Genomic DNA, 13,346 nt, shown 5'->3' with positions numbered 1-13,346 from the left:
GGGGATGCGCGGGGGGTGGGCGGGGGGTGGATGCCGCGGGGGTGGACGTGCTCGGGGGCGTAGGTTCGGCTACGACCCTGCCGCGCCGACCGTGAGGTGACGCATGGACCTGGTGGCCGCCGGTGTGCTCGCCGTGCTCGTGATCGTGCTGGTGACGACGTTCGCCCCCCGGGTGGGCGTCGCCGCTCCCCTGCTGCTCGTGCTGGTGGGCGTGGCGGTGAGCTTCCTGCCGTTCGTGCCCGAGATCGAGATCCAGCCCGAGTGGGTGCTCGGGGTCGTGCTGCCACCGCTGCTGTACTCGTCGGCCACCAACGTGCCGACCATGGACTTCCGGCGCGACCTGCGCACGATCTCCGCGTTCTCGGTCGTGCTGGTGCTGGTCTCGACCGTCGCGGTCGGGTTCACGCTCGACGCGCTGCTGCCCGACCTCGGGCTCGCGACGGCCATCGCGGTGGGTGCGATCGTCAGCCCCACCGACGCGGTGGCCACGTCGATCGTCCGCAAGGCGGGGGTGTCGCCGCGCATCGTCACGGTCCTCGAGGGCGAGTCGCTCCTCAACGACGCGTCCGCCCTGGTGCTGCTGCGCTCGGCGATCGTCGCGACCGCGGGCACGGTGTCGCTGTGGGGCGTCGCGGGCGACTTCGTGTTCGCGGTCGTCGTGGCCGTCGTCGTCGGGTACGTCGTGGGGCGCCTGCACGTGTGGGCGCGCGGGCACGTCACGCAGACCACGTCGAACGTCGCGATCTCGTTCGTCGTGCCGTTCGTCGCGTACCTGCCCGCCGAGCACCTGGGCGCGTCCGGCCTGGTCGCGGCCGTGACCGCGGGGCTCGTCACGGGGCACGCCGCGCCCCGCGCGCTGCGGGCGCGCGACCGCGTCACCGAGAACGCGGTGTGGCGCACGATCGAGCTGCTGCTCGAGGGCGCGGTGTTCCTCGTCATGGGGCTCGAGGTGTTCGGGCTCGTGCTCGACGTCCGCCAGGCGCACGGCAGCCTGTGGACGGCGCTGCTGCTCGGCGTCCTCACCGCGACCATCGTCATCGCGGTGCGCTCGCTGTTCGTCGCGTGGTCGGTGTGGGAGCTCGCGCGCCGCGCCCGGCGGACGCCCGCGCTGCGGGACTGGCTCGAGTCCGCCCAGGAACGTCTCGACGAGGGCCGCATGCCGCAGGCGCCCCGCTCGACCGGCCGTCGTCGCCGACGGTTCCGCGCCGGCTTCCGCGCGGGCGGACGCGTCGCGGCGGCCGCCCTGCCCGACCCGGCCGACCGCGCCGAGGCCGTGGGACGGCGCGTGCGCCGCAAGATCGCCGACATCGACTACCTCACGGCCGAGCGGTTCGGCCCGCGCGAGGGCGTCGTGCTCGTGTGGGCCGGCATGCGCGGCGCCGTGACGCTGGCGGCCGCGCAGTCGCTGCCGTCCGACACGCCGCAGCGCTCGCTGCTCGTGCTCGTCGCGTTCGTCGTGGCCGCCGGGACGCTGCTGGTCCAGGGCGGCACCCTGCCGTGGCTCACGCGACGCCTCGGCCTCACGGCCCGGGACGACGACGACGCCGAGCAGCTCACCGCGCTGCGCACCGAGCTGCGGCGGGCCGCCGTGCAGCGGCTCGACGACCCGGGGCTCGCGCAGCCCGACGGCACGCCGTACCCGAGCGCGACCGTCGAGCGCGCGCGCCGCAGGCTCGCGGCCATCGACGCGGCCGTCGAGGCGGACGACGAGCAGCACGCCGCGCAGCGCGCGTCCGACCAGCGGCTCATGGTCACGCTGCTGGGTGCGCAGCGCGCCGAGCTGCTGCACCTGCGCGACCTCGGCACGTACCCGTCCTCGACGCTCGACCGCGCGCTCGCCGAGCTCGACGCCGTGCAGATCGGCGTCGAGCTGCGCGGCTGAGCCCAGGCCGACCTCGCCGCGAAGGCCGACGCCGTCGCCGAGCCGCGGCGTGCCGCGCGCCGCGCCGTTCAGCCCCCGACGACCGTGACCGGCTCGCGTGGGGGCACCGGCCCGGGCGCGGGTGCCGGCCAGGCCCGCCCGCGCGGCACGACCAGCGGCCCGCCCGACACCGGGTCCTCGACGACCACGCAGTCGAGCCCGAACACGTCGCGCACGAGGTCCGCCGTGACGACGTCGCCGGGAGCGCCCTGCGCGACGACCTCGCCACCGCGCATCGCCACCAGGTGGGTCGCGTAGCGCGCGGCCTGGTTGAGGTCGTGCAGCACCGCGACCACCGTGCGCCCGGCGGCGTGCAGCGCCGCGAACAGGTCCATGAGATCGACCTGGTGCGCGACGTCGAGGAACGTCGTCGGCTCGTCGAGCAGCAGCAGGTCGGTCTGCTGCGCGAGCACCATCGCCACCCAGACCCGCTGCCGCTGACCGCCGGACAGCTCGTCGACCAGGCGCCCCGACAGGTCGGTGGTGCCGGTCGCCGCGAGCGCGGCGCGCACCGCGCGCTCGTCGTCCGCGGACCACTGCGACAGCAGCCCCTGGTGCGGGAACCGGCCACGGCCCACGAGGTCGGCGACCGTGATCCCGTCGGGCGCCTGCGACGTCTGCGGCAGCAGCCCGACGCGACGCGCGACCTCCTTGGTGCGGTACCGCGCGATGTCGCGCCCGTCGAGCAGGACCTGCCCCGCGGCGGGTGCCAGGAGGCGGGACAGCGCGCGCAGCAGCGTGGACTTGCCGCACGCGTTGGGCCCGACCACCACCGTGAACGACCCGGGACCCACGTCCACGGACAGGTCGGTCGCGACCGTGCGACGGTCGTACGCGAGCGTCAGCCCGCGCGCGCTGAGGGGTGCCGGGGGGTGCTGCGTCATCGTGACCTCGCTTCGTGGACAAGGAGCCACACCAGGTAGGCCCCGCCGAGGCTGACCGTGACGACCCCCACGGGCAGCTGCTGCGGCGCGAACGCGCGCTGCGCGACCAGGTCGCACGCGACCAGCAGGAACGCGCCCATGGCGGCCGACCCGACGAGCGTCGTGCCGGGGGCGCGCAGCACGCGGCGCGCGAGCTGGGGCGCCGCGAGCGCGACGAACGCGATCGGGCCGGTCAGCGCCGTCGCGACCGCGGTGAGCGCGACGCCGACGACGACGACCGCGAGCCGCGTGCGTTCGACGCCGACGCCCAGCGCGGCGCCCGCGTCGTCGCCGAGCTCGAGCGCGTGCATGCCGCGGGACACGGCGACGACGCCGAGCAGCAGGACGGCACCGAGGCCCGCGGCGGGCCGGACCTGGTCCCACCCGACGCCGTTGAGCGTGCCGGCGCCCCACACGGTCGCCGCGACCGCGAGCCGCACCTCGGCCTGCAGCACGAGCCACGTCGTGACGGACGAGATGACGGCGCTGACCCCGATGCCCACGACGATGAGACGGAAGCCCTGCACGCCGCGCCGCCACGCGAGCAGGTACACGACGAGCGCCGTGACGAGGCCGCCGCCGACCGCGCCCGCGGCGACCGTCAGGTAGCCGGTGCCCCCGGAGAGCAGCACGAGGACCGCACCGGCGTAGGCGCCGTTGCTGAAGCCGATGATGTCGGGGCTGCCGAGCGGGTTGCGGCTGAGCGACTGGAACATGGCGCCGGCGACGCCGAGCGCCGCACCGAGCACGACCCCGAGGACCACGCGGGGCAGGCGCCACCCGAGCACGACCGTCGCGGTCCTGCCCTCGGCCCGCCCGGTCAGGGCGCGCAGCACGTCGGCCGGGGCGACGGGGAAGTCACCCGTGGCCAGCGTGAGCACCGCGACCACCAGCGTGAGGACGACCAGCACGGTGACGGCGACGACGCTGCGGCGCGCGACGACGACGCTCACGCGGCCGCGGCGCAGCACCAGCTCGCGCCGCCCGCGGTCGAGCGGGGCCGCGACGTCGGCCCGTCCGGCGGCGCCGGGCACGGCGGGCGGCACTGCCCGGACGTGCGCCGCGCTCACAGCCCGCTCGCCCGGTGGCGGCGCACGAGCGCCACGAGCACGGGCGCCCCGACGAACGCCGTGACGATGCCGACCGGCAGCTCCGCGGGTCGCATGACGAGCCGCCCGGTCACGTCGGACACGAGCACGAGGACGGGCGCGAGCAGCATCGTCAGCGTCAGCACCCAGCGCTGGTCGGGCCCGGTGAGCCACCGCGCGACGTGCGGCACCATGAGCCCGACGAAGCCGACGGGCCCGGCGGCGGCGGTCGCGGCGCCCGCGAGCAGCGTGACGGCGACGACCACGGCGACGCGGGTCGCCCCGAGCCGCGCGCCGAGCGTCGCGGCGGTGTCGTCGCCGAGCGCGACCGCGTTGAGCGAGCGGGCCACGGCGAGCGCGACGAGCACGCCGACGGCCACGAACGGCGCGATGGTCGCGGCCACCCCCAGGTCGCGTGCGGCGAGCGACCCGACGCCCCACACGCGCATCGTGTCGTAGGTCCGCTCGGACACCAGCGTGAGCCCGGACGTGACGCCGCCCAGCGCGGCGCCCAGCGCGACGCCCGCGAGCGTGAGGCGCAACGGGCTGGGGCGGCCACGGCCCGCCGCGCCGATCGCGTACACCGCGAGGGTCGCGGCCGCGGCGCCGGCGAACGCGAGCCACAGCTGCCCGCGCAGCGTCACGACCCCCGCGGTGGCGCCGAGCACGACGGCGAGCTGGGCGCCGGCGTTGACGCCGAGGATGCCCGGGTCGGCGAGCGGGTTGCGGGTCAGCGCCTGGATCAGCGCGCCGGACAGGCCGAGGCTCACGCCGACGAGCAGCCCGAGGACGGTGCGCGGCAGCCGCAGGTCGAGCACGACCGACTGCGCGTCGGACCCGTCGGGCCGCACGAACGCGTCGACGACCGTGCCCAGGGCGACCGGCCGGGCGCCGAGCGCGAGGCTCGCCCCGACCGCAGCCACGAGCAGGACGACGGCCGCGACCAGCCACCGGCCGCGGTGCGCGCCGGGCGGCCGCGCCTCGGCCTGGTCGGGTCCCGGTGCGGCGCCCGGGGTGCCCGGCGGGGCGTCGGCCGCGTCGACGGTCGTGCTCACAGGCCGAGCCGTTCCAGCTGGTCGTCGTACTCGTCCTCGATCTCCTCGGGGTCGCGCCCGGCGTCGTCCCACAGGGAGGCGAGGCGGCTGCGCACGGGCGCGGGCAGCGCGTCGTACCGCTCGCGCCACAGCTCGGCCTGCGCGGTCCAGTAGCCGACGATCTTGTAGTCGGTGCCGGGCAGCGCCCGCTCGTGCCGCAGGTGCCGGCGCACCGCACGCAGCACGCGGGTCTCGCCGGCCACCCACACGTAGCCGGGGCCGTCGGGCAGGGTCACGTCCGGCAGCAGGTCGGCCAGGGCGCTCGGCCCGTGGCCGTTGCCGCCGTGCACCCACGTGACGTCGGCGTGCGCACCGGGCGCGACGTCCTGGTGGTGCGTGGCGTCCGGCACCTCGAGCACCGCGCGCGTGCGGACCCCCGGCGGGGCCTGCTCGAGCAGCCGCAGCGCGGCGGGCAGCCCGGTGGCGTCGGCGAGCAGCAGCTGCCACGTCGTGCCGTCCGGGGGGTCGTACAGGCCGATCGGCGTGGTGAGCCCGACAACGTCGCCGGGCCGCGCGCGCAGCGCCCACGCGGCCGCGACGCCGCCGTCGTGCACGACGAAGTCGACGTCGACCTCGCCGGGCCGCCACGCGCGCACGGTGTACGTGCGCATGGGCGCGGCCGTGTCGGGGTCGTCGAACTCCCAGGATCGTCCCGCCACCCGCGGCATCACGGGTTCGTCCTGCCCGGCGTGCGGGAAGAACACCCGGACGTACTCGTCCCCCACCCCCGTGGTGCCGTACTCCGTCATGCCCGGACCGCCGAGCGTCACGCGCACCATGCCCGGCGTGAGCCGGCGCACGTGCGTCACCTCGGCCCGCCAGATGCGGGGCGTCAGACCGCCGTCGAGCGCCATCGTCGTCCTCGTCCCGGGTGCCGGCGTCAGCCGAGCAGGCTGTCGGCGAGGAACTCGAGGAACGCCGCGTGGCCGCTGGGCGACCCGTAGTCCATCTCGAGGTCGTAGCGGAAGTAGCGGTCCTCGGCGACGAACGGCAGCGACGACCAGACCTGGCTGGTCGCGAGCATCTGCAGCGTCTCGGCGTCGGCGGCCTCGCCGGCGGGGCCGGGCTCGTAGCTGCGGACGGCGACGTCGACGTCGGCGAGCTGGTCGACCTGCTCGAGGCTGAGCGCGGCGTCCTCCTGCAGCGCCAGCGGCGCGACGTCGAGCCCGAGGTCGGCGAACACGAGGCACGGCACGCCGTAGCAGGAGAGCTGCAGCTGGTCGTTCCACCAGCCGATGGCCGCGACGCGCGGGTGGATGCCGCGCGCGTCGAGCTGGTCGCGGACCTCGGCGACGCGCGCGTCGTAGCGCGCGAACCACGCGTCGGCCTGCTCGGTGCGCCCGAGCGCGGCGGCGGTGGTCCGGAACTTGTCGCGCCAGTCGGCGCCGTCGAACGCGTTGACGGAGTAGGTGGGTGCGATCTCGGCGAGGCGCTGCACGGCCTCCTCGTCGTAGCCCAGCCCGTTGAGGATCAGGTCGGGTGCGGCGGCCATGACGGCCTCGTAGCTGTACTCGGGGAAGTTGACGAACGTGTCGACGTCCGCGAGCGCGTCCTGCGGGAAGAAGGCCGGGAAGCCGGTGTAGCCGTCACGCACGGGCTGCGACGACGCGAGCGGGATGCCGAGCGTCGCCAGGATGTCGACGTCCGTGGTGTAGAAGCCGAGGGCGGCCTGCGGGTCGGTGGGCAGCTCGACCTCGCCGAACTCGGAGTCGACGGTGCGCGTGGCGGCGTGGGCGCCGCCGGTCGCGCCGTCGGCGGTGGCCGAGCAGGCCGCGAGCGCGAGGCCGGCGACGAGGGCGAGGGCGAGCGCCGCGGGGCGGCGTCGGGACGTGGTGGTCATGAGGTCTCCTCGGGTGCGGCGCGGGGCGCCGCGCGTGCCCCGGGGCCACTGCCGCGGGGTCGAAGTCAGGTGAGGCTCACCTTAGTTCGACGTCGATGCCCGTCAGCGGCCGCCGCTGTCGCCGATCACCCGTTCCGTGTCGGCGATCGGCCACGCCTCGTCGTCATCCGCCCACGGGGACACCGCGACCGGCCGCACGGTCACGGCCCGCAGGTAGGCACCGGGCGTGCACCCCGTCACCTCCCCGAACGCGTGCACGAACGCGCTCGGCGAGCGGTAGCCCACCCGGCGGGCGACCGCCGCGACCGGCAGCCCCTGCGGCAGCAGCGTGGTCGCCGCCCGCACGCGCGCGTGCACGCGCCACCGGGCGAACGTCATCCCCGTCTCGCGGCGGAACACCCGCGACATGTGCCGCACGCTCGACCCGACCTGCCCGCACCACTGCGCGAGCGTGCGGTCGTCGGCCGGGTCGGCCACGAGCGCCCGCGCGATGCGCCGCGCGCGCGGGTCGTCCGGCACCGGCAGCAGCACGGGCGGCACCTCCGCCTCGTCGAGCAGCGCGAGCGCGAGCGTCTCGGCCTGCTCGCGCACGTCCTGCGGCATGAGGCGGTTGTGCAGGTAGAGCAGCACCTCGCGCAGCAGCGGCGTGACCGCCACCGCACGCGCACCTCCCCGCAGGCCGGGCGCGACCGGCCGGGCCACGTGCGTCGTCCAGAAGCGCGCCCCCGCCGTGGCCGCCACCTCGTGGGCCACGCCCGCCGGGATCCACAGGCCCGCGCTCGGCGGCACGGTCCGGTGCTCGTCGCCCGTGCGCACCGTGACGACGCCCCGCACGCCCCAGATCAGCTCGTGGTCCTCGTGGTCGTGCGCCGCCCACGCGCGCGGCGACGCCGACGCGTGCAGCGCCGTGAGCAGCCGCGCCCGCGTCCCGGCCACCAGCTCGGTCAGGTCGACGTCCGCGACGTCCTGGCCGATCGTCGACATGGTCGGTCACCCTCCAGGTTCGAGCTGCGATGAGGTTCGCCTTACCTTAGGGCCGTGCCCTCCCCCGTCTCCGCCCCGCCGAGGCGCACGCGCGACTCGTCAGCACCCGCCACCGCGTCCGCGACGCCCTGGACCGTCCGCCGCGTCGCCGGTCACGCGCTGCTCGCGGCCGGTCGGCGCACGCGGCTCGCCGTGTCGACCACCGGCCTCGTGCTGCACGAGGTCGCCGAGGCCCTCGTGCCCGTGCTCGTCGGCGCCGTCATCGACCACGCCGTGCTGCCCCGCGACGGCCGCGCGCTCGGCCTGCTGCTCGGCGCGCTGGTCGCGTTGTTCGTCGTGCTGTCGTGGTCGTGGCGGTTCGGCGCGCTCGCCGCGACGCACGTCACGACGCTCGGCGAGCACGACCTGCGCCTCCTCGGCGTCCGCCGTGTCCTCGCGCACCGCGGCACCGCGCGACCCCGCGCCGCGGGCGAGGTCGACGCGGTCCTCACCTCCGACACCGGACAGGTCGCCGGCACCTCCTGGGCGGTCGGCGAGCTCGTCGCCGCGCTCGCCGCGCTCGCGGTCGCGGCCGTCGCCATGATCCACGCGTCGCCCGCGCTCGGCGTCGGCGTGCTCGTCGTGACGCCCGCGCTGCTCGTCGCGCTGCACCACCTGTCGCGGCCGCTCGACGCCCGCACCGGCGCCGCGCAGCAGTCCGCCGCACGCACCGTCGGCGCGGCCGCCGACATGCTCACGGGCCTGCGCGTGCTCACCGGCGTCGGCGCCCGACCCGCCGCCGCCGCGCGCTACCGCGCGCTCTCGCGCGACGCGCTCGCCGCCGCGCTGCACGCCGCCCGCGCGCGCGTCGCGTTCACGGGCGTCTCGTCGCTGCTGTCCGGGCTCGTGCTCGCGGGCGTCGCGCTCGCCGCGGGGCTCGTCGCGCTCGACGGCGGCATGACGCTCGGCCAGATGGTCACGGTCGTGGGGCTCGCGCAGTACGTGCAGCGCCCCATGGACGCGGTCGGCTGGGTGCTCGTGGACCTCGCGGCCCGGCGCGCGTCGGCCCGGCGGGTCGCGGCGCTGCTCGAGGACGCCCCGCTGCACCCCGCACCCGGCGCGGCAGCGGGAGCGGCACCGGACCCGTCGCACCCGGTCGCGATCGAGGTCACGCCGGGCGCCACGACCGCCGACGGCACGCCGCTGCCCCCGCTGCGGGTCGCACGGCGCGAGGTCGTCGGCGTCGCCGGCGACGCGGTCCGCACGCGCGCGCTCGTCGAGGCGCTCGCGGGCCGCACCCGCGTCGCGCCCGGCGTGCGCGTGCTCGCCGCCGACGTCACCACGCTCGACCCGCGGACGCTGCGCGACACCGTGCACGCACCCCCGCATGACGTCGCGCTGGTCACCGCGCCGCTCGCCGACGTGCTCACCGCCGGCGCCCCCGGCACGACCCCCGACCCCGACGTGCTGCACGCGACCACGGTCGGCGAGGTCCTCGAGCACCTCCCGGACGGCCTCGCGACCGTGCTCGACGGCGCCGGGGCACGGCTCTCGGGCGGGCAGCGGCAGCGCGTCGCGCTCGCACGCGCCTGGGCGACCCCGCACGCCGTCCTCGTGCTGCACGAGCCGACGACCGCGCTCGACGCGGTCACCGAGCAGCACGTCGCGCGCGAGCTCGTCGCGCTGCACGCGCGCCGCGGCGACGACCGAGCGGTCCTGCTCGTGACGTCGTCGGCGACGCTGCTCGCGGCGTGCGACCGCGTCGTCGTGGTGCACGCGCACGGCACCGACAGCGGCGCCCACGTCGACCTGCTGGCGCGCGTGCCCGCCTACCGGGAGGTGGTCGCGTGAGCACCCCCGCCCCCGGCACCGTCCCCACCGCCGCAACCGCACCGCCCGCCGCCGCGCTGCCCGTCGCCGACCCCGCCGCCACGCGCCGCTACGCGTGGCAGGTGCTGCGCACGCACCGCGGTGGCGTCGCCGCCGCGGCGGTCGTCCTGCTCGTCGGCGCGTTCGCGGGGCTCGTGCCGGTGTGGCTCATCGGACGCATGGTCGACGCCGTCGCGGCGGACGCCGCCCCGTCGCGCCTGTGGTGGTCCGCGGCGGCACTCGTGGCCGCGCTCGTCGGGGCGACCGCGCTCGCCGCCGTGGCCCGGCTGCTCGTCGCCCGGACGTTCGAGCACGCGCTCGCCGACCTGCGCGAGCGCACCGTGCACGCGGCCCTGCACGTGCCGCCCGCGCAGGTCGAGCGCGCCGGGACGGGCGACCTCGTGGCACGCGTGTCGGGCGACGTCGACGTGCTGCGCACCGCCGTCTCCCAGGTGCTGCCCGCGGTGTGCGGCGCGGGCGCCACGATCCTCCTGACGGTCGGCGGCCTCGCGGGTCTGGACTGGCGGTTCGCCGTCGCGGTTCTCACCGCCGTGCCGCTGCAGGTCTGGGGCGTGCGCGCGTTCGGGCGCCGCGCGGGCCCGGTGTTCCGCGCCGAGCGCGCGGCGGCGGCCGACCGCACGCACCAGGTGCTCGAGGCGGTCACGGCGGCCGACACGATCCGCGCCCTCGGCACGTCCGACGCGCACGAGCGGCGGGTCGAGCGCGCGTCGCTCCGCGCGGTCGACCGCACCGTCGAGGGGCTGCGCGTGCAGCTCGCGTTCGCGCACCGGCTGCACGCCGGTGAGCTCGTCGGCCTCGGTGCGGTGCTCGTCGTGGGGTACTGGCTCGTGGGTGCCGGCGCGGCGACCGTCGGCGCCGCGACGACGGCCGCGCTGCTCGTCCACCGGCTGTTCGACCCCGTCGGGATCCTGCTGTCGCAGGTCGACGACCTGCAGCGTGCGCAGGCGGCGCTCGCGCGCGTCGTCGGGGTGCTGCCGGCGGACGGCCCGGCCGGGGACACGCCCGACGCCGCCCCGGGGACGACCGACGCGCGGGCGGCGGTCGCGGGGACGACGGTCGCAGGGACGACGGTCGCGGGGACGCACGCGCCGACGACGGACGCGGGCACGATCGACGTGCGCGGCGTGACGTTCGCGTACGACCCCGACCGGCCCGTGCTGCACGCCGTGGACCTGCACGTCGCGGCGGGCGAGGTCGTCGCGCTGGTCGGTGCGTCGGGTGCGGGCAAGTCGACGCTCGCGCGCCTCGTGACCGGCGCGGTGGCGCCCACCGCGGGCACGGTCCTGGTCGACGGCGCCCCGGCGGGCTCGCCGCGGGCCGCCACCGCGGTCGCGGCCGTGACGCAGGAGGTCCACGTGTTCGCGGGGACGCTCGCCGACGACCTGCGACTGGCACGCCCGGACGCGGACGACGCACGGCTGCGCGACGCGCTGACCCTGGTCGGCGCCGACTGGGTCGACGACCTGCCCGAGGGCCTGCGGACGGCCGTGGGCGCCGGCGGGCTGCCGCTCTCCCCGGACCGCGCGCAGCAGGTCGCGCTCGCGCGGCTCGCGCTGACCGACGCACGCGTGGTCGTGCTCGACGAGGCGACGGCCGAGGCGGGCTCGGGCGCGGCACGCACGCTCGACGTGGCCGCGCGCCGGGTGCTGGCCGGGCGCACCGCCCTGGTGGTCGTGCACCGGCTCGACCAGGCGGCGCGGGCCGACCGGATCGCGCTGCTCGACGCGGGGCGCGTGGTGGCCACCGGGACGCACGACGAGCTGCTCGCGGGCTGCGAGCCGTACGCGCGGCTGTGGTCCGCGTGGCACCGGGGCCGCGCCTCGTGACGCCGACGGTCCGGCACGGGGGTGGGTGGACCCCTCGCGCGCAGCGGTCCCGCCCGTCGCCGTGGGACGGGGACGCCGCGAGGCCCGCGCAGGGGTTATGGTCCGGCACATGGATCCCATGAGCAGCTTCGGGTGCGCCGCGCGTCGCGGCCCCTGCGCCCGGTAGCGGGCCCTCCCCCGGCGGACGCCCTGCGTCCGCGGCTCGACGGCCCGCGCTGATCGACACCACCCCCGCCGGCGACGTCCGGCTCGATCACCCGGGACCTCTCATGACCTTCCTGTCCTCCTTCCGTGCTGCCCACCCGCGCTCGGGCCCGCTGCTCGCGCTGGGCCTCGTGCTCGTCGGCTCGTCGAGCATCCAGGTGTCGGCGGCGTTGTCGTCGTCGCTGTTCGCGACCGTCGGGACGCTCGGCGTCAGCGGTCTGCGCATGGCGGTCGCGGCCGTCGTGCTGCTCGCGCTGACGCGGCCGTCGCTGCGGGGCCGCTCGCCGCGCGCGTGGCGCGGCGTCGTGCTGTACGGCGTCGCGATGGCCGCGATGAACGTGCTGTTCTACGCCGCTGTGCAGCGGCTGCCGCTAGGCCTGGCGGTGACGCTCGAGTTCCTGGGGCCGCTCACGGTGGCCGCGGCGGGCGTCGCGCGGCGGCGTGAGCTCGCGCTGCCGGCCGGGGCGCTCGTGGGCGTGCTGCTGGTCGCCGGCCCGGTGGGTGGCGTCGACGCGCTCGGCGTCGGGTTCGGCCTGGGCGCGGCCGTCGCGTTCGGCGCGTACACGTTCCTCGCGGGCCGCGTCGGCGACGACACCGCGGGCCTCGACGGGCTCGCGCTGTCGGTCGCCGTGGGGGCGCTCGCGCTGCTGCCGTTCTCGGTGCCGGCCGTGCCGCGCGTCGCGGCCGGCGGGTGGGGCGTGCTCGTCGTGTCGGGCCTGCTGGGCGTCGCTCTCGCGTTCTCGCTGGACTTCCTCGCGGTGCGCGTGAGCTCGACGCGCGTCGTCGGCACGCTGTTCGCGATGGACCCGGTGACGGGCGCGCTCGTGGGGGCCGCGCTGCTGGGCGACCCGCTGGGCGTGCGAGCCGTCGCCGGGATCCTGCTGGTGTCGGCGGCGGGCGCCGCGACGATCTGGGTCGCGGGACGCGCGTCGGCCGCAGCTCCGGCGGACGCACCCGCGCCCGAGGTCGCGCCGGTGCCGTCGGCCTGAGCCGCGTCGGGTCAGCGGCCCGCGAGCAGGTCGTCGACGCCGGCGCGCAGGGCCGCGCGCGCGTCGTCGACGTCACCGAGGTACGCGCCGACCATCGCGCCGTCGCGCAGCGCCATCCAGCGGCTGCCGGCGGCGCGGGGGTCGGGGTGGCCCGTGCGCGCGAGCGCGCGCGTGGCGGCGTCCTGCAGCCACTCCCGGTGGCGCCGGACGGCGACGCGGACGGGGCTCGCGGCGTCGGGGTACTCGGCGGCGGCGTTGATGAAGGCGCAGCCGCGGAACCCGGGGCGGCACAGCTCGTCGCCGATCTCCGCGGTGAGCCGCCGCAGCCACGCGGCGACGTCGTCCGGGGCGTCGGGCAGCTCGCCGGCGCGCTCACGGACGCCCGCGTCGACCGCGTCGAGGTAGGCGACGACCAGGGCCTCCTTGCCGGTGAAGTGCCGGTAGAAGGTCGCGCGGGTCACGGCCGCCTCGGTGACGACGCGGTCGACGCCGACGGCGCGCACGCCCTCGGCGTAGAACAGCGCGGACGCGGTGCCGAGCAGCCGCTCGCGGGCGGCCGAGCGGGTGCCGGGCCGCGCGGACGGGCGGGCGGCGTCGGCGGTCATGGT

The 13,346-nt window shown here is 77.5% G+C and carries 11 protein-coding genes; 4 read left to right on the top strand and 7 right to left on the bottom strand.

Annotated features, from left to right (window positions below; all coding sequences use genetic code 11):
• The first annotated feature begins 103 nt into the window (after positions 1 to 103).
• Positions 104 to 1,882: a cation:proton antiporter gene (locus tag CS2_RS07190; RefSeq protein ID WP_070319438.1), complete on the top strand. Its 1,779-nt coding sequence runs from the start codon at positions 104 to 106 to the stop codon at positions 1,880 to 1,882.
• A 68-nt stretch (positions 1,883 to 1,950) separates the two neighbouring features.
• Here CS2_RS07190 and CS2_RS07185 read toward each other — a convergent pair whose 3' ends face one another.
• The 6 genes from CS2_RS07185 to CS2_RS07160 form a co-directional block, all read right to left on the bottom strand.
• Positions 1,951 to 2,805, bottom strand: coding sequence for an ABC transporter ATP-binding protein (locus tag CS2_RS07185; RefSeq protein ID WP_070319437.1), 855 nt, complete (start codon positions 2,803 to 2,805; stop codon positions 1,951 to 1,953).
• Positions 2,802 to 3,914, bottom strand: coding sequence for a FecCD family ABC transporter permease (locus tag CS2_RS07180; RefSeq protein WP_233421095.1), 1,113 nt, complete (start codon positions 3,912 to 3,914; stop codon positions 2,802 to 2,804). The genes CS2_RS07185 and CS2_RS07180 overlap by 4 nt, the downstream gene beginning before the upstream one ends.
• A complete protein-coding gene (locus CS2_RS07175) occupies positions 3,911 to 4,987 on the bottom strand; it encodes an iron chelate uptake ABC transporter family permease subunit (protein WP_070319436.1) in 1,077 nt (358 codons plus the stop codon). Before CS2_RS07175 ends, CS2_RS07180 begins: the two co-directional genes overlap by 4 nt.
• Positions 4,984 to 5,880: a siderophore-interacting protein gene (locus CS2_RS07170; RefSeq protein ID WP_046529395.1), complete on the bottom strand. Its 897-nt coding sequence runs from the start codon at positions 5,878 to 5,880 to the stop codon at positions 4,984 to 4,986. The genes CS2_RS07175 and CS2_RS07170 overlap by 4 nt, the downstream gene beginning before the upstream one ends.
• Before the next feature lie 26 nt (positions 5,881 to 5,906).
• Positions 5,907 to 6,866, bottom strand: a complete 960-nt coding sequence (locus CS2_RS07165) for an ABC transporter substrate-binding protein (RefSeq protein ID WP_070319435.1) — start codon at positions 6,864 to 6,866, stop codon at positions 5,907 to 5,909.
• 102 nt (positions 6,867 to 6,968) lie between these two features.
• Entirely contained in the window at positions 6,969 to 7,850 is an 882-nt protein-coding gene (locus CS2_RS07160) for a helix-turn-helix domain-containing protein (protein WP_082739944.1), read from the bottom strand.
• 54 nt (positions 7,851 to 7,904) lie between these two features.
• Here CS2_RS07160 and CS2_RS07155 point away from each other — a divergent pair, with 54 nt between their 5' ends.
• The 3 genes from CS2_RS07155 to CS2_RS07145 all read left to right on the top strand — a co-directional run bounded on the left by CS2_RS07155 (position 7,905) and on the right by CS2_RS07145 (position 12,738).
• A complete protein-coding gene (locus tag CS2_RS07155; RefSeq protein ID WP_070319434.1) occupies positions 7,905 to 9,680 on the top strand; it encodes an ABC transporter transmembrane domain-containing protein in 1,776 nt (591 codons plus the stop codon).
• Positions 9,677 to 11,545: an ABC transporter ATP-binding protein gene (locus CS2_RS07150; protein ID WP_070319433.1), complete on the top strand. Its 1,869-nt coding sequence runs from the start codon at positions 9,677 to 9,679 to the stop codon at positions 11,543 to 11,545. The genes CS2_RS07155 and CS2_RS07150 overlap by 4 nt, the downstream gene beginning before the upstream one ends.
• A 269-nt stretch (positions 11,546 to 11,814) precedes the next feature.
• Positions 11,815 to 12,738, top strand: a complete 924-nt coding sequence (locus CS2_RS07145; protein ID WP_070319432.1) for an EamA family transporter — start codon at positions 11,815 to 11,817, stop codon at positions 12,736 to 12,738.
• Between the two features lie 11 nt (positions 12,739 to 12,749).
• On the opposite strand, the gene CS2_RS07140 is transcribed toward CS2_RS07145, so the two are convergent.
• Entirely contained in the window at positions 12,750 to 13,343 is a 594-nt protein-coding gene (locus tag CS2_RS07140) for a TetR/AcrR family transcriptional regulator (RefSeq protein ID WP_070319443.1), read from the bottom strand.
• Positions 13,344 to 13,346 lie beyond the last annotated feature (3 nt).

The sequence above is a fragment of the Cellulomonas iranensis NBRC 101100 = JCM 18110 genome (assembly GCF_001552375.1).
GTDB classification, from domain to species: domain Bacteria; phylum Actinomycetota; class Actinomycetes; order Actinomycetales; family Cellulomonadaceae; genus Cellulomonas; species Cellulomonas iranensis.
Note: the sequence above shows the minus strand (reverse complement) of the source record. Positions and strands in the feature narration are given on the sequence as shown.